The sequence below is a fragment of the Paenibacillus sp. TAF43_2 genome, from assembly GCF_052113545.1.
Taxonomy (GTDB): domain Bacteria; phylum Bacillota; class Bacilli; order Paenibacillales; family Paenibacillaceae; genus Pristimantibacillus.
The window spans coordinates 12,113-33,034 of sequence record NZ_JBFRDK010000025.1 but is presented as its reverse complement, the minus strand read 5'-3'; the positions used below and the strand labels follow the sequence as shown (position 1 = coordinate 33,034).

16 protein-coding genes are annotated in these 20,922 nt (G+C 45.8%); 1 reads left to right on the top strand and 15 read right to left on the bottom strand.

Annotation, left to right across the window (positions count from 1 at the left end):
- Positions 1-58: 58 nt before the first annotated feature.
- From AB4Z17_RS08090 to nfsA, 12 genes are all read right to left on the bottom strand, one after another.
- Positions 59-1,084, bottom strand: coding sequence for an efflux RND transporter periplasmic adaptor subunit (locus AB4Z17_RS08090; protein ID WP_441959151.1), 1,026 nt, complete (start codon positions 1,082-1,084; stop codon positions 59-61).
- Positions 1,068-1,760, bottom strand: coding sequence for an ABC transporter ATP-binding protein (locus AB4Z17_RS08085; RefSeq protein WP_441959150.1), 693 nt, complete (start codon positions 1,758-1,760; stop codon positions 1,068-1,070). The genes AB4Z17_RS08090 and AB4Z17_RS08085 overlap by 17 nt, the downstream gene beginning before the upstream one ends.
- 135 nt (positions 1,761-1,895) lie before the next feature.
- A complete protein-coding gene (locus AB4Z17_RS08080; protein WP_441959149.1) occupies positions 1,896-2,828 on the bottom strand; it encodes an AEC family transporter in 933 nt (310 codons plus the stop codon).
- Between the two features lie 1,520 nt (positions 2,829-4,348).
- Positions 4,349-5,293: a cysteine synthase A gene (cysK, locus tag AB4Z17_RS08075; RefSeq protein ID WP_339204702.1), complete on the bottom strand. Its 945-nt coding sequence runs from the start codon at positions 5,291-5,293 to the stop codon at positions 4,349-4,351.
- Between the two features lie 73 nt (positions 5,294-5,366).
- The gene (locus AB4Z17_RS08070) at positions 5,367-7,250 is read right to left on the bottom strand and encodes an ABC transporter ATP-binding protein (protein WP_441959148.1); all 1,884 of its coding nucleotides are present in this window, start codon (positions 7,248-7,250) and stop codon (positions 5,367-5,369) included.
- The gene (locus AB4Z17_RS08065; RefSeq protein ID WP_441959147.1) at positions 7,225-8,988 is read right to left on the bottom strand and encodes an ABC transporter ATP-binding protein; all 1,764 of its coding nucleotides are present in this window, start codon (positions 8,986-8,988) and stop codon (positions 7,225-7,227) included. Before AB4Z17_RS08065 ends, AB4Z17_RS08070 begins: the two co-directional genes overlap by 26 nt.
- 27 nt (positions 8,989-9,015) lie before the next feature.
- Positions 9,016-10,857, bottom strand: coding sequence for an ABC transporter ATP-binding protein (locus tag AB4Z17_RS08060; protein ID WP_441959146.1), 1,842 nt, complete (start codon positions 10,855-10,857; stop codon positions 9,016-9,018).
- Positions 10,854-11,444, bottom strand: coding sequence for a PadR family transcriptional regulator (locus AB4Z17_RS08055; RefSeq protein WP_441959145.1), 591 nt, complete (start codon positions 11,442-11,444; stop codon positions 10,854-10,856). Before AB4Z17_RS08055 ends, AB4Z17_RS08060 begins: the two co-directional genes overlap by 4 nt.
- A gap of 149 nt (positions 11,445-11,593) precedes the next feature.
- Positions 11,594-12,568 carry an aldo/keto reductase family protein gene (locus tag AB4Z17_RS08050; RefSeq protein ID WP_441959144.1) on the bottom strand — a complete coding sequence of 325 codons (975 nt, stop codon included), beginning with the start codon at positions 12,566-12,568 and terminating at the stop codon, positions 11,594-11,596.
- A gap of 81 nt (positions 12,569-12,649) precedes the next feature.
- On the bottom strand, positions 12,650-14,008 hold the full coding sequence (locus tag AB4Z17_RS08045; protein ID WP_441959143.1) for an LLM class flavin-dependent oxidoreductase: 1,359 nt from the start codon (positions 14,006-14,008) through the stop codon (positions 12,650-12,652).
- A gap of 43 nt (positions 14,009-14,051) precedes the next feature.
- Positions 14,052-14,192: a hypothetical protein gene (locus AB4Z17_RS08040; protein WP_441908517.1), complete on the bottom strand. Its 141-nt coding sequence runs from the start codon at positions 14,190-14,192 to the stop codon at positions 14,052-14,054.
- Between the two features lie 229 nt (positions 14,193-14,421).
- Positions 14,422-15,174 carry an oxygen-insensitive NADPH nitroreductase gene (nfsA, locus tag AB4Z17_RS08035; RefSeq protein ID WP_441959142.1) on the bottom strand — a complete coding sequence of 251 codons (753 nt, stop codon included), beginning with the start codon at positions 15,172-15,174 and terminating at the stop codon, positions 14,422-14,424.
- Between the two features lie 287 nt (positions 15,175-15,461).
- Between nfsA and AB4Z17_RS08030 the strand changes: the two genes are divergently transcribed.
- Positions 15,462-16,586 (top strand): NAD(P)-binding domain-containing protein, encoded by a 1,125-nt coding sequence (locus AB4Z17_RS08030; RefSeq protein ID WP_441908519.1) that lies wholly within the window; start codon positions 15,462-15,464, stop codon positions 16,584-16,586.
- Positions 16,587-16,723: 137 nt separating this feature from the next.
- Here the strand turns inward: AB4Z17_RS08030 and AB4Z17_RS08025 are convergent, their stop codons facing one another.
- The 3 genes from AB4Z17_RS08025 to AB4Z17_RS08015 form a co-directional block, all read right to left on the bottom strand.
- A complete protein-coding gene (locus AB4Z17_RS08025; RefSeq protein ID WP_441959140.1) occupies positions 16,724-18,109 on the bottom strand; it encodes an ABC transporter substrate-binding protein in 1,386 nt (461 codons plus the stop codon).
- A gap of 73 nt (positions 18,110-18,182) precedes the next feature.
- Positions 18,183-19,505, bottom strand: coding sequence for an LLM class flavin-dependent oxidoreductase (locus AB4Z17_RS08020; RefSeq protein ID WP_441959138.1), 1,323 nt, complete (start codon positions 19,503-19,505; stop codon positions 18,183-18,185).
- 25 nt (positions 19,506-19,530) lie between these two features.
- Positions 19,531-20,901, bottom strand: a complete 1,371-nt coding sequence (locus AB4Z17_RS08015) for an ABC transporter substrate-binding protein (protein WP_441959136.1) — start codon at positions 20,899-20,901, stop codon at positions 19,531-19,533.
- Positions 20,902-20,922 lie beyond the last annotated feature (21 nt).

The window sequence follows — 20,922 nt, the reverse complement described above, 5'->3', positions numbered from 1 at the left end:
GCTCATAACCTTCCTTATGGAGCTAGTTGATGGTTATCGATCGTTCTATACAGACTCATTATTGAAGTACAACAATCGCGCCTTCTTCCAAGCCCTTCGTAATTTCAATTTCCGTCGAGCCTTTTATGCCCGTTTCAACATCAATCTCACGAATTTTATTGCCATCCTCAAGCGTTCTTACGAATGTTCTGCCAAGGAAGCTGCGCACGCCGCTGCGTGGAATTTTGAGTACATCATCACGCTGCTGCAAAATAATTTTGACATCAGCAAACGCACCGATTGTGGCGTTTCCAGGCACTTTCGGCACTTCAATAAATAATGTTTTGGAGTAACGATCCTGAAGCTGCTGGTTCAGCGTTGAAGGTGCCGATGATGGTGTTTGTACGACTTTGCCTTTCACTTCTTCGGAACCGAACGTAACCATTGCTGGGAAACCCACATCAACGCTGCTAATTTCCGCACCTGATTCAACTCGCAGCGCTAGACGCAGCTGAGATGGATCGGATATGACAACAAGCGTTTGATAAGCCTCAACAAAATCGCCTTCCTTCAGATCCTCTACGAAAGTTACTTGGCCGTTCATTTCGGCAACAAGCTGCTTGCTGTTAAAGGTCGCCGTCAAACGATCCAGCTTTAACTGTTCAATATCCATTTGCAGCTTAGCGATATCGATCGCATCATTGTCACCGCCTAATTTGGCCTGTTTAAATGAAAGCTTAGCTTTGGCATAGGCGAGCTGCTGTTCCTTTAGTTGAATGTCCAGTCCATCTACATTAAGCTGAACTAAAATATCACCTTTTTTCACTTGCGCTCCCGAGGTAACCATCATCTTCGCAATACGGCCGCCTTGTCCTTTAAACTGCGCAATCTCTGATTGTGTCGACTCCAGGCTTCCGCTTCCTTTAATTTCTTGTGTAATTGTCCCCTTCTCGACCGTTACCGTGCGGTAATTTTCTTGCGCCGGCTTAACAAGAGGAGGTTTCAAGGCTGCCTCCTCGGCAGGAAGCAAGGAGCACCCTGTTAGTGAAGCGCTAAGAAGCAGCGCGAATGACCAGCCGAGTATCGGCTTAAGCTTTTGCGACAATTTGTCCATCCTCCAATTCATAAACATGGTCAACAATTTCCATTATTGCAGGATCATGTGTCGTCATGATGATTGTCATTCCTGCCATTTCTACCAAATCACGAAACACTTTCATAATTTGCAAGCCTGTGCGGCTATCCAGTTCAGCTGTAGGCTCGTCTGCCAAAAGCAGCTTCGGCTTATGGGCAATTGCCCGTGCTATAGCTGTTCGCTGCTGCTCTCCGCCCGATAGCTCGAATGGCCGATGATGCATGCGGCTTTTTAAGCCAACCTGCTCTAAAGCGTTAATCGCTGCTTCCTTGCGGCCGTTTGCCGCCATACCTGAAACTCTTAATATAAACTCCACATTCTCATAGGCTGACATCAGAGGAATGAGCGCAAAGGATTGAAAAATAAGCCCCATTTCCTTGCGGCGTACCATATCTCTCTCATGATTCGACATCGCCGTCAAATCGCGTCCAGCAAACGTAATATTCCCTTCGGTCGGACGGTCCAGTGCGCTTAACAAATTAATAAGCGTCGTTTTTCCAGAACCTGATCTTCCTTTAAAGGCAATAAGCTTGCCGGATGGTATCGACAAATCAACACCTTTTAACACGGTAACTGCACCGTTTCCACGTCCAAATGTTCTTTTTAAAGCGCTTGCATGAATAATATCATGCGTGATAGGCAGCATCTAGTAATAGACCTCCATTTCCAATAAATCGATTACCCTTGTATCTTTTTCCATTTTAACCTTGTCCATCTTGTTGCACAAGAAATAAAAAACCTAACAAACTCAAAATTAAGAGGTTGATAGGTTTACTAGTTTCTAGATATCAAGATTTAAGAAAAAAATGACTGCGGTAACCGTGACTATACTTAAAATAGTAGAAACAAAAACAGATTGCGAGGCAAACTCTGGCTCGTTGTCGAACTCTACAGCGAGCAGCACACTGCTGAGTGAAGTAGGGACAGCTGATGAAACGATGAGGGCAGCTGCCGTCAGCTTGTCGAGTCCCATCAGCCAGACGATCAGCCATGCGAGCAAAGGACCGGCAATCAGTCTGAGTATGCCCGATATGCTGACATCAATGAGGAGTGAGCGCTTTATTTTCCACTCCATATTGCCCAGCTGTACGCCCAGTGTAATAAGCGCTGTACCGATAAACGCTGCTGATAAGTAACCGATCGGTGTAGCTATAGGCTGCGGGATGGGAACGTCGAACCCTCTGAGCAGGAAGGCAAGCGGGATGACATATATAATCGGCATTGAGATAATTGTCCGCCAAATCGCCCGCATATCTGCTTTGTGCGCGTTGACGTTATATATGCCATACGTGTTCGGTATAAGAGATTGCATCATCATAATTAATATCTGAATAGCGAGTGTCTTCTCGTTTCCTGCAAAAGCCAGCTGATTAAGCGGTATGCCGTAATTTGCGCTGTTATAGAATAAGACGCTGTTGCGCATCGCGCTTTTCATGCTTGGCTGATACCCTCTTATTCTAATAACCAGCTCAACGATAATATATTGCGTAACCATAAACAGCACAAAAAACAATAATATTTTTCCTACCACTTGGGCAGAAATGTCCGTTTTATACAGGAGGTCAAACATAATAGCTGGTGAAAATAAATAAAAATTCAGCTTCGATAACGTTTTAATATCCAGCTTGAACGCTCTTTGAATAATAATGCCAAGCCCAATCATGATGACCATCGGAAGCACGTTTGTCATTAAAATGTGAAAGAAAATATTCATCGCTGCATCTGCTTCTTTCTATTATATAGTGTGAAAAATGATAGTGTCGGAAATGGCCATGACTGCGACTAAGATCGCTTCCTCATTTTAATAGGTTCATGCTTGATAAGGCAAGCATTCATGTGGCGCTTATTGTTGTGACAAAGTGTTTTGTCTTCAGTGAGTTGCTGTGACTTGTTGTGATGTGCGATGCTACAAATCAATTCACATACACATCCATGCGGCGAATCAGTCCATATATTCTCTAAGAAGTGAATCAGCTGAAATAGATCTAGAAACTAGATCTATTTCCATCAAATTAGCTGGTTTCGTGCAAATAAGACTAGAAACTAGTYTTATCCGTAAGTAAACTCGCCCCACTATTCTCGTCTAATCGGCGAATCAACAGAAATAGAACTAGAAACTAGTTCTATTTCCAACCAATTAGCTGGTTTCGTGGGAATAAGACTAGAAACTAGTCTTATCCGTAAATAAATCAACCCAATATACCCCTCAAAGTACCAAATCAGCAGAAATATAACTAGAAACTAGTTCTATTTCCATCAAATTAGCTGGTTTCGTGCATATAAGACTAGAGACTAGTCTTATCCATAAATAAATCGACCCAATATACCCGCCAAAGTACTAAATCAGTAAAAATAGTACTATAAACTAGTTCTATTTCCATAATATTAGCTGGTTTCGTGCGAATAAGACTAGAAACTAGTCCTATCCTAATATAAATCGCCCCATATTCCCGCCCAAACACCAAATCAGCAAAAATAGAACTAGAAACTAGTTCTATTTTCATCAAACTAGCTTATTTCGTGCGAATAAGACTAGAAACTAGACTTATCCTAATGAAAATCGTCCCAATATCATCATCTAATCGGCGAATTAACAGAAATAGAATTAGAAACTAGTTCTATTTCCATCAAATTAGCTTATTTCGTTCATATAAGACTAAAAACAAGTCTTATCCATAATTAAATCGACCGAATATATCCGTCTAAGTAGCAAATCAGCAAAAATAGATCTAGAAATTAGTTCTATTTCCACTAAATTTGCTTGTTTCGTGCGAATAAGACTAGAAACTAGTCTTATCCGCGAGTAACTCGCCCCACTATTCTCGTCTAATCGGCGAATCAACAGAAATAGAACTAGAAACTAGTTCTATTTCCATCATATTAGCTGGTTTCGTGCATATAAGACTAAAAACTAGTCTTATCTGTAAGTAAATCGCTACACAATTCCCGTCCAAACACCAATTCAGCAAAAATAGATATAGAAACTAGATCAATTTCCACCAATCCAGCTTGATACGTGCAAATTAGTCTAGAAACCAGACTTAAACCCCAGATGGCGCTCATTCAACACAGCAAACAATCGTTTAGTCAATGAACCATTCCTATTAACCTAACCGCTCACTCCAAAACAGTCTGCGCCTGTTACTGCCTTACTCTCCCACCATACTCAGCAAATAAAAGACAGCCATTGGCTATATCGCCTCTGGCTGTCTGTCCTTCTACTATGACCCAACCTTAAAGCTGCTGCTCCTGTTGATACAGCACCGTTGACAAGTAGCGCTCGCCGTTGCTTGGGATTACAGCAACTACCCGCTTGCCGGTGCCCAGCTTCTGCGCCAATTGAATAGCGGCATATATAGCTGCTCCTGAGGAAATGCCGCCTAAGATCCCTTCCTCCTTGGCCACTCTTCTAGCTGTCTCGAATGCATCATCATTGCTCACTTGAATAATCTCGTTATAAATATCGGCATCCAATATCGAAGGCACAAAACCCGCGCCAATGCCTTGAATTTTGTGCAGGCCAGGCGCTCCTCCCGATAAAACCGGTGATGAGGACGGCTCAACAGCTACAATATGGATATCAGGGAAACGATCGCGCAGTACTTCGCCAGCACCCGTAATCGTGCCTCCTGTGCCCACTCCTGCTACAAAACCGTCCAGCTTGCCATCAAGCGATTCCACCGCTCTTACGATTTCAGGGCCAGTCGTTTCCCGGTGAATTTTCACATTTGCCGGATTATCGAATTGCAGCGCCGGAAAATAATCGGGATGTTTCTCTTGCAGCTCCTTCGCGGTGCGAATCGCTCCTTTCATCCCCTCGGCTCCGGGCGTAAGCACCAGTTCCGCACCGTATGCCCGCAGCAGATTGCGGCGCTCCAAGCTCATCGTCTCCGGCATAACAAGCACCGCTTTATAGCCTCTTGCTGCGGCTACCAATGCGATTCCAATGCCCGTATTGCCGCTCGTCGCTTCAATGATCGTATCGCCCGGCTTCAGCTTCCCTTCCCGCTCCGCCTCTTCAATAATGCTGATGGCAATTCGATCCTTTACGCTGCTGCCTGGATTAAAAAACTCCAGCTTCAAATAAATTTCTGCACTTCCGTCCGGCACGACCCTGTTCAAACGAACCAAAGGCGTGTTTCCTATCAAATCCGTAATATGATTGACAACATGACTCATCTAATCTGCCTCCTATATGATGAATGGCCTAGCGGCTCGTGCCGAAAAAAGGAAAAATGGCGAAAAAAGAGTTTTATACAGCAATATTGCCTTGCGAATGCTCATACAGCTCCTTATAGTGTCCATCATGCTCCAGCAGCTCCTGATGATTGCCTTGCTCCACGATTTCACCATGGCTCATCACAATAATCCGATCCGCCTGCATAATCGTCGACAAGCGATGCGCAATTACAATGGTTGTTCGATCCTGCGATACGACCTGAAGCGCATTTTGAATCAATTGTTCCGTATGAGAATCCAAGTTAGCGCTCGCTTCATCCAAAATAAGCACTTTAGGCTTGAACACAATAATTCTCGCAAAAGAAATCAGCTGCCGCTCACCTGCGGATAAACCGCTGCCGCGTTCTGACAGCATCGTATCGTAGCCATCCTTCAGCTTATGGATAATCATATCCGCGCCTACAAATTCACAAGCACGAATAACCTCCTCGCGAGAAATGGATTCGTCGAACATTCTTATATTCTCAATAATGCTGCCCGAATACAGATAAGGCTCCTGCTGAACCAAGCCGACTAGTCGATGCAAGGTTGCTTGCGGGATATCCCTCACATCGATCTCATCTATTCGTATGCTGCCTTCCTTCACATCATAGAATCTGCATAATAAGCTGATCAATGAGCTTTTGCCCGCTCCTGTTGTTCCTACGACGCCAATAAGCTCACCCGAATGGATATGCAAATCCAAATCTTTTATGATCGGAATTCCTTCCTCATAGGAGAAGGAGATCCGATTAAAATCGATTTGGCCCTTCACCTGCTCCAAGCTCAAAGTGGATATAGATGCTTGACGTTCATCCGCCTCTTCATCGCTATCCATCTTATGCAGCCCGATCGATTCAAGCTCGCGGTCTGTAATGTCCGGCTTATTCGCGAATACGCCCCAAATTCTCGTAATGGCAACGGTAGCAGACTGCAACGTATTCCATTGCTGCGTAATCGTATTAATTGGCTGAAAAAACTGGCGGATATACGTAATAAACGCATACAATACGCCGAATTCCAGCTGGTGGCCAAGAACAGCATTCCCGCCAATCCATGTCACAAAAGCAATCGATAAATTGCTCAAAATATCAAAGGTTCGGCCAAACACAACATTCGTCCGAATTTCCCGAAGATTTGCTTTAAAATATAAGCTGTTTCTCTCGTTGAATTGCTTCTCCTGCTCCTTCTGCTGATGAAACACCTGTACAAGGTTCATCCCCGACAGGTTCTCGGCAACAAACGCTACAAGCCGGGATAGCCTCGTTCTAGCAAGCTGATAGGTCGTGCGCATAAAGGAGCGGAAGGCAATTGCAATCGCCCATATGATCGGCAATAAAATCAAGCAATAAAGCGCAAGCTCCGTGTCTAATTGAAACATCATCACCATGATAAAAATGAGTGTAAGCCCATCCCTAAACAGGCTCAGCAGCACCTGATTAAAAAACTGGTTCAGCGCCTCTGTATCGCTTGAGACATGCGTAATTAAGCTGCCGCTCGACATCCGATCGAAATACCGCATAGACTGCTTCAAAATATGACCAAACAGCTGCTTGCGAATGCGCGACACGATGCTTTGCCCAATATTTTGAAGCAGATTGTTTTGCAAATAGCTAAAAAGCAAACTAGACATGGATAAGCCCAGATATATGAAACAAATGGTTAACAACCCTTTGTAGTCATTTTTGCCGGATAACAAATTGTCATCGATCGCTATTTTCATTAAAAAAGGCTGGAACAAATCAGATAAAATCGCGATTAACGTACAACAAAACACACCAATAAAAGCCCATAGATGAGGTCTCGCATACCCGAACAATGCGCGGAAGGCCGAGACATATTCCGGTTTCTGCTCCGGTTGATTCGGATCAGCCTTCTGATCTGCCTGCCAATTATGAATGGCTTGTGCCGGTCGCATGTTGACTTCCCTCCTCCTGTATCGCATGAAGCGTCGCATAGAGTCCTTGCTGCGAGAGCAGCTCTATATGAGTGCCCCGCTGCACAATCAAGCCRTCATCCATCACAATGATTTCATCCGCATGCTTGATTGCACTAATTCGGTGCGCAATAATGATCGTCGTTTTGCTGTCTCTTTCCGTTTGAATCGCTTCTATAATATCCTTCTCTGTCACCGCATCTACGGCACTAACACTATCGTCCAAAATCATAATCGGAGCATTCTTAATCATTCCGCGGGCCAAGCTTGTGCGCTGACGCTGACCGCCGGATAAGGTTAATCCGCGCTCGCCGAGCCTCGTTTCAAACTGATCAGGCAGCTCCGCGATATTATTATAAATTTGAGCTTGCTTCGCGGCTTGCTCAACGGCTTCAAGCTCAAGCTCTCGATTTGAGAAAGCAATATTTTCTCTAATTGTGGTACTGAACAAAAAGCCGTCCTGCGGTACGTAGGCAACTTGAGTTCGCAAGCTTTCAAGCGTCATTTCTCTTATATCTGTTTCTCCATACCAGACCGTCTCTGGAGGCGGGTCGTAGGTGCGAAGGAGCAGCTTCATCAATGTTGTCTTGCCGCTCCCTGTACGCCCGATGATGCCAAGTGTTGAGCCTGGTTTAACGTTCAGGTTAATATTTTTCAGTACTGGACTAGACAACGGATCGTATGAAAAGGATAAATTACGAATCGTAATGCCCGCGTCTGTCAAATTCACTTCTTTCGCGTTAGGAAGCTCCATAATTTCGGTTTGCTGCGACAATAAGCCGTTTAAACGCTCAAGTGAAGCGCGAGAACGTTGAATCGAATTAATGACATTGCCGATTTGCTGGAGTGGATTCATCAGCATTCTAATATAAAGCGTCAATGCAACGAAGTTGCCCAGCGTAATTTGCTTCGTGATCGTCATGTAACCGCCAAAAGCAAGCGCGACGATTAAAGAAATTGCTCCTAGAAAAGGAATCAACGCTTGGAAAAAAGATGAAACGCGCACTAGCCGCAATTGCTTCAGCCTGATCTGGTCGACCGTTTTGCCGAAGCGCTCATTCATAATGTCTTCTACCGCAAATTTTTTCGTTACACGAATGCCGCCGAATTGCTCCTCTGCCGTCTCTGTCATGAGGCCTAGAGATTCCTGCACCTCAAGCGACCTTTTTCTAATAATAGGTCCGAGATATACGACGATAAAAGGGATAAGCAGCAGCGGAAATATCGAAGCCAATATCAAATAATAAGGAATATGGCTGACAAGCATCATCGTTATGGAAGCCACGAGCAGCATCGACGCATTCGCTGTTGAATTGACCCCCATCGAGATCGATTCCCTTACAGCTGTAACATCGTTCATAAAGTAGCTGAGCAGCTTGCCTACACCATTTTTCGAATAAAACCGTTCGCCCATTTGTGTAAAATGCTTGAATAGCCCTCTTCGAACAACAAATTCAAATTTTCTTCCTACATACATAACCAAGTACATTGCGATGCCGTTAAACAGCACCTGCCCAACGCCAATAAGCAGCAGCAATATGCTGTAATCCACAATAAGCTTGCTTGTTAATCCGCCAATTTGCAGCTTATCCGTGAATTGTCCCAGTACCTTTGGAAAAAAAACGTTGATCAGGTTAGAAATCAAATGGAAAAAGAGAGAGAACAGGTAAATATGCCACGTACTCCGAAAAAAATCGGCGAACAGCCTTTTTGATTTCAAGAAGCGACCACTTCCTATTTTTCAAAATTATTGTTCTGAAACATCCTTTTGCGGGAATTGCAGCTCATAGAGCTGACTGTACCGGCCTTGATGATTGAGCAGTTCATCATGCGTTCCATGCTCAACGATTTCACCTTGCTCCAATACGTAAATCCGATCCGCCTTCTGAATCGTAGACAGACGATGCGCGATGACGAGACAAGTGCGGCCTTGCAATAATTGTGCGAGCGCGTCTTGAATATGCTGCTCTGATTCAGTATCAAGTGATGCAGTTGCTTCATCCAAAATAATAATCCGCGGATTTTTTAAAATCGCCCGCGCAATGGAAAGCCGCTGCTTCTGCCCGCCTGACAGCTTCACGCCGCGCTCGCCAATTTGCGTCTCATAGCCCTGCGGGAACGATTCTATAAAGCCGGCAGCATTTGCCGCTTTTGCCGCTGCAAGCACTTCCTGATCTGTCGCTTGCAGATTGCCGTACCGAATATTCTCTTCAATAGAGCCATTGAACAGCACAATATCCTGTGATACGATGCCGATTTGCTCCCTAAGAGACGCGATCGTTATATCCTTTAAGGAATAACCATCAATCGTGATGTCGCCAGACTGAGGTTCATAAAATCTAGCGATAAGATGTGCAATGGTTGTTTTGCCAGAGCCCGAAGATCCAACAAGCGCTGTCACCTTGCCTGCCGCAAGCTCCAATTGAAAATCTTTTAACACAGTCGAATCCTTAGAATAAGCAAAATCAATATGATCAAAAACAATATGCCCGCTCACTGGCGGAAGCTTCACAGCTCCTTTCTTCTCAATAATTTCAGCCTTCGTGTTCATAACCTCCATAATGCGTTCATAGGCGGCGGCCGATTGCTGAATCGTATTAATAATGCGGCTGAAGTGACGAATCGGGTTTTGCAGCAGTCTGAGATAAGCTATAAAAGCAACGATTGTACCCACTGTCATTTGTTCTTTCATTGCAAGCCATGCGCCAAAAACAAGGACGATTGCAAGGCCAAGAAAATTAAGAAAATCAATAATAGGTTCATAAGCGGCTCGCAGGCGAGTCACCTGAATATTCGCATCCATATTTTTCTGTGTTCGTTCGGAGAATCGTTCAGACTCATAATTCTCGGCAGTAAACGCTTTAATAAGGCGGATGCCGGTTAACGTATTTTGCAGATGATCGCTAACATCAGCCACCGATTCCTGTACCGTTCGGAACGAGGAGCGCATTCTTTTGCTGAAAAATCTAGTTGTCAAAATCATAAAAGGGAAGGTCGCAAGCAGCATTAGCGTCAGCTTCCAATCGATCCACAGCATATAAACCGCAATGGCCGTAAAGGTGAAAAAATCGGTAAACAGCTGCATCATGCTGGAGGAAATCATTTGCTGTAGGATGCTTACGTCATTCGTAACCCGAGACATTAAATCACCGGTACGATTGCGATCGAAGAAAGAAATATCAAGGCTCTGCATATGCCGGTACAAGTCGTTTCGCAAATTGTATAGCACCCTTTGACCGATAGAAGCCATAAGTGAAGTGCTAATATAGCGCAAAGCACCGAGCGCAACAGCTGCTCCCATGACGCCGCCGCCGATAAGCAGCAGTTTATTAAAAAGCTTATTCGGAATGATGTGGTCAATCGTCAGTCTCGTTAGCTGCGGAACGATGAATTCAAGCAGCGATATGGCGATAACGCAGGCAACTGCTGCAATCAATGCGGGCAATTGCGTCCGCGCATGCGCATATATTCGTATAAACATGCTGTAAATGCTGGCAGGCTTTACTTTCTCGCCTGTTCCGAATTTTCTCATGCCGCCCATTCCCGCTCCGCCTCGAAATGCCGGTGCTGAATTGTGCTGCTCTCTCATATCGCGCCGCCTTCTTTGCTGTCACAGTCGGTTTCTGTTGTGATCTGGCGAAGCGATACTCGAAGGTCATCCAGGATGACGCGCAGCTGCGCAGCCTTGCTCGGATCAGTGACAGCCGCTCGTTCTGCAGCCTTCAGCAAATGCAGCAGCTCCTTGCCAGCAGGCGTCAATCGACGGTTCGGCTTTCTTCTCTCAAAGGGAGCGCCTTCGTCTTCGGATTCACTCTGCTCAGGGCGTTCCATTCCTGTTGCAGCATTATCGCTCTCCTCCAGCAAATAAGCTCTGCCTTCCTCAGTAATCTCAAACACCTTTTTGCCGTCTTGCTTGGACGACTCTACAAAGCCTTGATCCCGCAGCATCTGCAGCGTGGGATAAATGGAGCCAGCACTTGGTTTATAGGTGCCTCCTGATTGCTCCTCAAGCGCCTTCATCATTTGGTAGCCGTGCATGCCCTCCTGTTCAAGCAGCGCCAGCAAAGCATATTTAACTCCGCCGCGGCTGAAAAAACGTCTGCCCGAGCCGTGTCCCTCCCTTTCATTCGCATGATGTAAAAACAATTGTTCCTCTGGCTGCCATTCTTTCGTCATTGTGCAATCTCCTTTGTTAACGATATATCGTATTAATTTACATACTATACGATATATCGTTAACTGGCAATTACTTCTTGCGATTTCATGACAAAGTCCAGTAACGAGATGCTCTTTACTGGACTTTGCTCATTTTTGGCCAGAGATGATTAGAATGAACCTCGTGTAGATACAGGGCCGTTATCGATAACCGCTGCAATACGTTCTAGTGTCTCATGATCAAGTGCAATACCTGATGCCTTCACGTTTTCTTCGACCTGATCGGGACGGCTTGCACCAATCAAAGCGCTGGATACGTTCGGCTGGCGCAAAATCCATGCGAGCGACAGCTGACCCACCGTCAGCTCCAGTTCGGATGCGATTTTCTTCAGCAGCTCAACCTTCGCCAGCTTTTCCTCCGTTATGCGGTTTTTAAAATTTTCTTGCTTCGCGGCTCGCGACTCTTCTGGCACTTGTTGATTGGAAGAGTACTTCCCTGTGAGCAGCCCTTGCGCAAGCGGCGAGAACACGACCTGCCCGAAGCCCTTTTTAATGCCTAGCGGTATAATCTCCTTCTCGATATAGCGCTCAAACAAATTATAGATAGGCTGATTCACGACAATACGATCGAGTAAATATTTGTCTGCGATGGCGAACGCTTCGGTTATTTGAGCAGCCGTCCATTCGCTGACGCCGACATAATGGACCTTGCCTTGACGGACCAAATCCTCAAAGGCGCGCAGCGTTTCTTCAAGCGGCGTCTCGTGATCAAAGCGATGGCTGTAGAACACATCTACGTATTCAAGTCCAAGCCTCTTCAAGCTTGCATTTGCCGATTCGATCACATGTTTGCGAGAGAGCCCGCGATCATTCGGTCCATCGCCAATTTTCCCATAGACCTTGGTCGCCAGCACATAGGATTCACGGGGATAAGCACGCAGCGTTTCTCCGACTACTTTCTCGGCTTCGCCTTTCGCATATACATTAGCTGTATCAAAAAAATTAATGCCGAGATCATACGCCGTTTGAATCGACTTCACTGCATTTTCACGCTCGACATAACCGCCATAAGTCAGCCAGCTCCCAAGACTAATCTCACTAACCTTTAATCCGCTTGCGCCTAAATTTCGATATTGAATCGCCATATGAACAACCTCCTCAAATGTATACAAACGTTAGTTTTCTGCTGCGGCAGCGGAATGAGAACTGCTGCCTCGTTATGGAAATCAGCCGTTTATCTTTTCTGCTTCTCTGCTTAAAGCCCATATCGCTTTATGTTTATTTTCCGGCTTTTCCAGCCCTAAATTCTCGCGCAGCGTTTTGCCCTCATAGGCCGTTCGGAAGAGTCCGCGATTTTGCAGCTCAGGAATGACCTTATCAACAAACGTCTCCAATCCGCTGTAATAAATATGAGGCAAAATATTAAAGCCGTCCGCGCCGTTATTTCTAATCCAGCTTTCAATAAAATCAGCCGTTTGCAGTACAGAACCCGTAAACGATACATGACCATGACCGGCTGCGCTTCGAGCAAGAAATTGCCGAATTGTCATTTTGTCTCGTACCGCAGCATCCACCACTACCTCCTGCCGGCTTGTAATGCCTGTCGTTATCGTTCCGTATGGCTTTGCTTTATCGACTGGAACAAGACTATCRAGCGGATACTCTGACAAATCTACTGTAAAATAGTTTGAAAGCCGCTTTAATGCTTGCTTCGTATTCAGCAGTCCATTAAACTCGTCTTCGATATCGCGGGCTTCTGCTTCCGTATCAGCCACAATCGGACTAAGCCCTGGCATAATGAGCAGCTGCTCCGGCGTCCTTCCATGCTTCTGCAATCTCCCCTTCACATCCGCATAAAACGCCTGAGCAGCGCCTAATGTTTGCTGTGCCGTAAAAATAACATCCGCTGTTTTGGCTGCCAGCTCCTTGCCGTTTTCCGAGGAGCCCGCTTGCACTAGAACCGGATATCCCTGCGGAGGCCGCGGTATGTTAAGCGGTCCTTTTACCGTGTGGTATTTGCCCTTAAAGTTAATTTCGTATACTTTGCTTTTGTCCAATGAGACATCTGCGGCTCTGTCATAGATCAATGCATCCTCTTCCCAGCTATCCCAAAGCTGCTTCGTCACCTCAACAAATTCATCGCCGATTTCGTAGCGCTTTTGCACGTCTGGGTGCTCCGTCTTATTAAAGTTTTCAGCATCATCTTGCGAATGCCCCGTTACGATATTCCAAGCAGCCCGCCCTTTGCTGATATGATCCAGCGAAGCGAATTTCCGCGCTACATGGTAAGGATCGTTATAGGTTGTACTGACGGTTGCGATAAGTCCAACATGCTTAGTCAGCGCAGCAAGCCCAGAGAGAAGTGTAAATGGCTCCAGTCTCCTGCCAAGTCCGGAATAGTTGTCGGCTGTAAACAACGAATCAAACAGCCCTCTTTCCGCAATCTTTGCAATGTTCGCATAATACTCCAAATCCAAATCCTCCTTTGGATTCGAATCCGGATGTTTCCACGCGGCAGAATGATGACCCGCTCCACGCAAAAACACGTTGAAATGCGCCTTCTTGTCCCGCTTATTCTCGCTCATTTGCCATCCCTCATTTTCGGTTCATTATAAAAACACTCCAAGTTCAATGCTGCTTCTCAGGCTTCGTTTCTTCACCACGATATTTGGTGCCACTTGAGTAATTAACATGAATTTCTCCTGTTAATTCAGCGGAATTCGAAGAGAAAATGGATTTAACAGGAATTTCTCCTGTTAATTTAGACATTTGCTGATAAAACCGCTTATTTCCGCCCATTTAACAGGAACTTTTCCTGTTAATTGAGTCCTATTTAAATCATTCGAAAAATTAGCTGGAGCTTTTCCCGTTAGATTAATAAAAAAGATAAGAATCCAAATAAAATGATCTAACTAACAAAAAAGAGACTTAGCTTATCGTCAGCTAAATCTCCGGTGGTCCGGTCGTATGGTATGGATTGTGCCTTTTATAAATAAATTCATTTCAGCTTGAACCCTTGACCTACAAGGAAGTCATGCAAATGATCACGCAGCCGATCCGACTTGAACCTTCTTAACATTTCACGAGACCATCTTGTTTCCTGCTCTCCGCCTTTGCCTCCGCCTTTGCGCGCAGCATAATACTCCCGAGTGATCGAATCGTAAGCAATAATTTCATCCTCCAACCCGCTCTGCTTATACGTTTCTTGATGATAGACAGCTGCGAGCGGCAATCTTGGACGAAGATCAGGCTCTTGATCAGAAACGCCTACGCACATGCCAAACACCGGATAGACAAGCTCAGGCAGCTCAAGCAATTCCGTTACTTCTTTAGGATTATTGCGAATTCCACCGATATAAACGATCCCATAACCAAGTGACTCCGCAGCGATTGCCGCATTTTGAGCAGCCAGTGTCGCGTCAATCGTTCCGAGCAGAAACAGCTCCACGTTCTGACGAAGCTCTACATCCTCATGCAGCCTTGCTGCCAATCTGACTTTATTTAGATCGGCACACCAGATGAGAAACACCGGACTTTCAACTATTTGCTGCTGATTGCCGGCAAGCTCCGCAAGCTTTCGCTTCCGCTCTGTGTCCTTTACAGCAATTACGCTGTAAGCTTGGATATTGGATGAGGTGGAGGCTGCTTGCCCTGCCAATATGATTTGTTCCAAATGCTGCTCAGGAATGGGCGAGTCTTTATATTTGCGGATGGAGCGATGGTTTTTTAATAAAGCAATAACTTCGTTCATTGCTTTACCTCCTCTACATGAATAAGTGCTCTTGAAACAAAAAAACCGAAGACACAGATCAACTGTTGTCTCCGGTTTTCCGGTAGAACTATAATCCCGATTATTCAAACTGTTTTAGTGCAAAAAATGTACTGAAAATTTATCACGTAATAAATCTTTTGTCAATCATCATTGTTGTACGCAATACGATCTATCGTACCTTTTAGAAAAAAGTGTATTGTAAAACATATTATTCTTAGTATAATACTCGGCATAAAATCAAAACAACTCAAATGGAGGTGAAATCTGTGGTTGATCTCATCATTATTGGCGCAGGCCCCTACGGAATTTCACTTGCCGCTCATGCAGCCGCAAGCAAAATGTCCTATGTCCTTCTGGGCAAACCTATGTTTTTCTGGAAGGAGCAAATGCCGCAAAATATGTTCATTCGCACCCATCCACGCTACATCAGTCTCTCCGATAAGAATGATGAATTCACCATTGAACGATTCAGCTGCGAAACCGGCATAGAACTGCAGCCCCCCTTTCCTCGTCCTCATTTTGTTGATTATGCCTTATGGTTTGCCAAACAAACCGAGATCTCCTTCACTTCGGAGCATGTATCAGAGCTTCATTATTCATCCTCTGGCTTCAACGTAATTACTCACGAAGGTAAGCAATATCAAGCCAAACATGTGGTCATAGCTACAGGTTTGCAGCATTATAGCTACATCCCTCCAGTACTAAGCTCGTTGCCGCCACCGCTCATCTCCCACACCTTCGCTCATCGTGATTTTAACCCCTACGCAAACAAGAAGGTAGCTGTTATCGGCAGCGGCCAAAGCGCTTGGGAAGCCGCCGCACTGCTTCATATGGCTGGAAGCGAGGTTGAGCTTTTGTTCCGGCGTGACGCCGTCCAGTATGCAAGCGAGGATAATGTCGAATCTGGCCAGAAGCTCATCGACTCCGCTGAACAGTTCTATCTACAGTCCGACCAGCTCAAGGAGGAGCGGAGAGATACACCGCGTCAAAGCAGTGTTGCTCCTTTCTTAAAGCCCTACGTAGAAGGGAAAGTGACGATGACTGGCGGCGCAGCCATTACACATGCAGAAGCTACGATTGATGGCAAGGTGCTGCTTCAGCTTGGAAACAATGAAACTCGCCTCGTCGATCATGTTATTGCCGCTACCGGCTACCAAATCAATCTAGACCAGGTGCCTTTTCTGCCGTCCCATGTGTTGCAGCTTATCGAGCGAGAGCCAAATTCTAATACAAAATTCCCTCTGCTAAGCGCTCAATTTGAAAGCAGCATACCTGGACTTTACTTTGCCGGCCCACTAGCGACCTTTACTCATGGTCCCGCTTTCGGCTTCGTTGCAGGCTTGCGCCAAGCATGCCGATCCATTATTCCTCATATCCAGCAGCATACGTAATAAAAGCAGGGGCAAATGAATGCAACATTCACTTGCTCCTTCGCTTTCCTTCCTTAACCCATTCCAATCCGCTTAAATGAACAGCACAAAACAAAGGGGCCGCATTTTACGCTGCACCTTTGCTTTGGCTCTCTAATCTACTTATCTCCTATTGTCGTTCGGAGCGTTTCAACGTCTTTGTTGATGGCCTCCGTTGCTTTGCGAATTGCAGAGTTTACATCCAACCCGTTGATGGCTAAATCCTCAGCCGCCTCTGTCAATCTTGTCGTTATTTCCAGTTCGTAGGGATGAACGTAATGCTCCTGCAGCGGCTCGCCAATAAACACGTTTTGCACCGCTTTCCCCTGCAGCACTGGAATGTCCAGCCCATATTCCTTCTCCAGCTCTGGATTAATAACAGCCGGAACCCGGCCATTTCTAGATAAAATCCGCTGGCCCTCATCCGATAAAATTTCAGCAATGACTTGGAAAGCTTCATCCTTATGCTTGCTCTGGCTGTTCACCGAAAGCGAATGAATTTGCGCCTCTCTTGTTTTGCCCAGCTGGTCGCTAAAGTTTGGTGCCGGAGCGAAATCCCAATTAAACTCAACGCCCTGCTGACGCAGCTCCTCCAGCGGACCGATCATATTTGCCAGCCAAGTTACCCGCATGCCGATAATTTGATCCTTCATAAATTGATCGCGACCCCAGTTCCATGTATGTTCTGGCGTTACGTAACCAGGAATTTCAAAGATGCGCTTGTTAAGCTCAAACACGCGCAGCCAGTCGGGCGTATCGAGTGCAGCATTTCCCGTGTCATGATCGACGTACGGCAGCCCCAGCCCTTTGGCTAGCCCCGTTAGGTTGTCAACCGATAGACCGATATACTGCACGCCATTCTCCGTACGAGTCAGCTTTGCAGCAATATCCAGCACCTCATCCCAGGTCAGCTGTTTTTCTGTAGGATACGGAACACCAAACTTATCAAAAATATCTTTATTATAGTAGAGGATATGCTGATTGGAGTTAAACGGAATCGCATAGATTTCGCCTCCCTTGTCTTTCGTTATATCTTTGATGTAGTCATACAAAATCGGTTTGATCCGGCTCTCATCAAAATGATGGCGTTTAATAAGCTCTCTCAAATCCTCATAGGCGCCCGTTCGGATAATGCGCTGATGGGAGGAAGAGGAGGAATAAATAATGTCCGGAACATGTGTGGAAAGCACTTCTTCATTTGTAGTTGTTGCCGCAGGCGTTATTCTTTCGATAGTTACATTTGGATATTTTTTCTTAATCGGGTCTGCTATGAGCGTATTAAATTCCACGTCTGGAAAAGTACCGCTCGTGCTGAAAAGGGTCAACGTAAGCGGTTCGTCACCAAGCTTTTTGAAGTCCGCTTCTTCCGTTACGGCTGCGTTCGTTTCTTGCTGCTTATTTGCATTGCTCTCAGCCTTGTTAGCCGGTGTATTATCCTTACTGGCACAAGCCCCCAATATAGCAAACAACATTAAAATAACTACGCCTATCGTAAGTTTTTTCATGATTAATCTCTCTCTCCTCTATCATGAGGTTCAGCTGTGTCGTTTAATAGCCAACATGCTCTCACCTAGTCTTTTAAAGTACAGCTTTGCTCTCATAACGAATATTCGCCGGCCGCTTCAATCCAAGCTGCTCTCGCAAGCTCGTTCCCGAATATTCCGTCCGAAACAATCCGCGATTTTGCAGCTCTGGAATCACCTTGTCTACAAATTGCGTAAGGCCGCTCGGGAAAATCTGCGGCATAACATTGAACCCATCAGCAGCGCCGTTAACAAACCAATTTTCAATCACATCTGCAAGCTGAAGAGGCGTACCCGTAAACGTAAAATGTCCTCTGGCTCCTGCTAGGCGATTAATCAATTGCTTCAGCGTTAACTGCTCATGGCGAACGAGATCCAGTATGAGCTGATGCCTGCTTTTGTTGCCATTAACCTCATCCGTTTCACGCACGCCCTCCAATGAAAGCGGCTCATCAAGCGGATACGCGGATAAATCAATGCCTAATCGCTCCGATAGCTGTTTAATTGCACCATCTTTATTTACATAATTGAATAGTTCGCTCTCGATTTCTCTCGCTTCCTCTACCGTGTCTGCCAATATYGGGCTAATACCCGGCAAAATCTTCAGCTGGTCGGCCTCTCTTCCATACTTCGGCAGTCTTGATTTTACATCCTTATAAAACTGCTGAGCACTTTCAATGCTTTGATGCGCGGTAAAGATAACTTCCGCTACCTTTGCAGCAAATTCCTTGCCGCTCTCCGAGGAACCCGCCTGCACCAGCACAGGATAACCCTGCGGCGGCCTTGCGATATTTAGAGGTCCCTTCACCGAATAATATTTTCCTTTAAAATCAATCGTATGGACTTTGTCTTTATGAATACGGGTTCCCACCGTTTTATCATTAATGACCGCCTCATCCTCCCAGCTGTCCCACAGCTGCTTGGCGATTTCTACGAATTCATCTGCTTCCTCGTAACGCAGCGCATGATCGGGATGATCCTCCCTGCCGAAATTATGTGCGGCTGATCCAGCACCCGTAACGATATTCCAGCCCGCTCTCCCTTTGCTTATGTGGTCTAGGGAGGCAAACTTCCGCGCCACATGAAAAGGTTCATTATACGTAGTGCCAACCGTAGCAATTAATCCGATATGCTTCGTCCTGCTTGCCAGCGCAGCCAGCTCCGTGAATGGTTCGAGCTTATTGGAGCGTCCGATATAGCCATCAGCCAGAAATACGGAATCCATTAGTCCTCTTTCAGCCGTCTGAACAATTTGCAGCACATGCTCGAAATCAAGGTTGCGGCTCGGCTCCGCCTCCGGCAGCCGCCATGAAGCTTCATGATGGCCGGTCCCGAACAAAAAGGCGTTGAGATTTAATTTGCGCTCCGATTCTCCCATATTTAATCCCCTCTCCATCGTCTGCTTATTGACCGATCGTCGTTTTTAAAGTCTCTACATCTTTATTAATCGCATCCGTTGCTTTGCGTATAGCCGAGTTAACATCTAGACCATGGATGGCAAGATCCTCAGCTGCTTCGGTAAGCCGTATCGTAATGCTCGATTCATAAGGATGAATGAAATGCTCTTGAATGGGCTTCCCAATAAAAACATTCTGAACGGTTTTGCCTTGCAGAACCGGTATTTCTAAGCCGTAATCCTTCTCCAGTTCCGGATTGATAATAGCTGGAACACGCCCGTTCTTAGCAATAATCCGCTGCCCCTCATCCGATAAAATTTCTGCGATCACTTGAAACGCCTCATCTTGATGCGGGCTTTGGCTGTTGATCGCAATAGAGTGGATTTGCRCTTCTCTCGTATTGCCAAGCTGATCGCTGAAGTTTGGCGCCGGCGCGATATCCCAGTTGAACTCCACACCCTGTTGGCGCAGCTCCTCAAGCGGACCAACCATATTGGCAAGCCAAGATACCCGAATGGCAATGTTTTGATCCTTCATGAAATGGTCACGAGTCCAGTTCCATGTGCCGTCCTGCGCTACATAACCTGGTATTTCAAAAATCTTCTTCTGCAGCTCGAATACGCGAAGCCATTCCGGCGTATCGAGCGCAGCCTGCCCCGTCTCCCGATTCAAGTAAGGAATGCCCAGCGATTTGCCCAAACCAGTTAAATTGTCTACAACAAGCCCGATATATTGAATGCCGTTTTCTGTTCTGGTCAGCTTCGTGCCAAGCTCTACCGCTTCGTCCCATGTCAACTGCTTCTCGGTTGGATAAGGAACGCCGAATTTATCAAAAATATCTTTGTTGTAATACAAAACATGCTGATTGATATTGAAAGGTAGCGCGAGAACCGCATCTCCTTTGCCCTTCGTTATGTCCTTGATATAGTCGTAGCCAATCGGTTTGAGACGGCTCTCGTCAAAATGATGTTTTTTGATTAATTCTCTTAAATCCTGATATACACCCGTCCGAATAACCCGCTGCTGCACACTGCCAAATATAATGTCCGGCACATGTGTGGACAGCACCTCCTCCGGAGTCGTCGTCGCTGCTGGCGTAATTCGTTCAATGGTTACGTTCGGATACTTCGCATGAATGGGACCTGCGATCATCGCTTCGAATTCCACGTCCGTAAAGGTAGCGCCAGTGGAATAAAACGATAATTTCAGCGGCTCATCCCCAAGCTTCTTGAAATCCGCGGTTTTGGTCGCACTGTTCGTTGCATCCTTCTTGCCTGATGCATCATTCTGCTTTGCAGGTGCGTTATTGTCTCCCCCGCATGCGGAGATCGATGCTGCAAGAACAAATATGACGATAATAACCCCTAGTTTCTTCATCCTATATCCTCTCATTTCTAT

Excerpts from the sequence above, each read along its gene's own strand:
- AB4Z17_RS08085 (WP_441959150.1), bottom strand. The coding sequence starts at position 1,760 with ATGCTGCCTATCACGCATGATATTATTCATGCAAGCGCTTTAAAAAGA.
- AB4Z17_RS08080 (WP_441959149.1), bottom strand. The coding sequence starts at position 2,828 with ATGAATATTTTCTTTCACATTTTAATGACAAACGTGCTTCCGATGGTC.
- cysK (WP_339204702.1), bottom strand. The coding sequence starts at position 5,293 with ATGAGTCATGTTGTCAATCATATTACGGATTTGATAGGAAACACGCCT.
- AB4Z17_RS08070 (WP_441959148.1), bottom strand. The coding sequence starts at position 7,250 with ATGCGACCGGCACAAGCCATTCATAATTGGCAGGCAGATCAGAAGGCT.
- AB4Z17_RS08060 (WP_441959146.1), bottom strand. The coding sequence starts at position 10,857 with ATGAGAGAGCAGCACAATTCAGCACCGGCATTTCGAGGCGGAGCGGGA.
- AB4Z17_RS08055 (WP_441959145.1), bottom strand. The coding sequence starts at position 11,444 with ATGACGAAAGAATGGCAGCCAGAGGAACAATTGTTTTTACATCATGCG.
- AB4Z17_RS08050 (WP_441959144.1), bottom strand. The coding sequence starts at position 12,568 with ATGGCGATTCAATATCGAAATTTAGGCGCAAGCGGATTAAAGGTTAGT.
- AB4Z17_RS08040 (WP_441908517.1), bottom strand. The coding sequence starts at position 14,192 with ATGTCTAAATTAACAGGAGAAATTCCTGTTAAATCCATTTTCTCTTCG.
- nfsA (WP_441959142.1), bottom strand. The coding sequence starts at position 15,174 with ATGAACGAAGTTATTGCTTTATTAAAAAACCATCGCTCCATCCGCAAA.
- AB4Z17_RS08025 (WP_441959140.1), bottom strand. The coding sequence starts at position 18,109 with ATGAAAAAACTTACGATAGGCGTAGTTATTTTAATGTTGTTTGCTATA.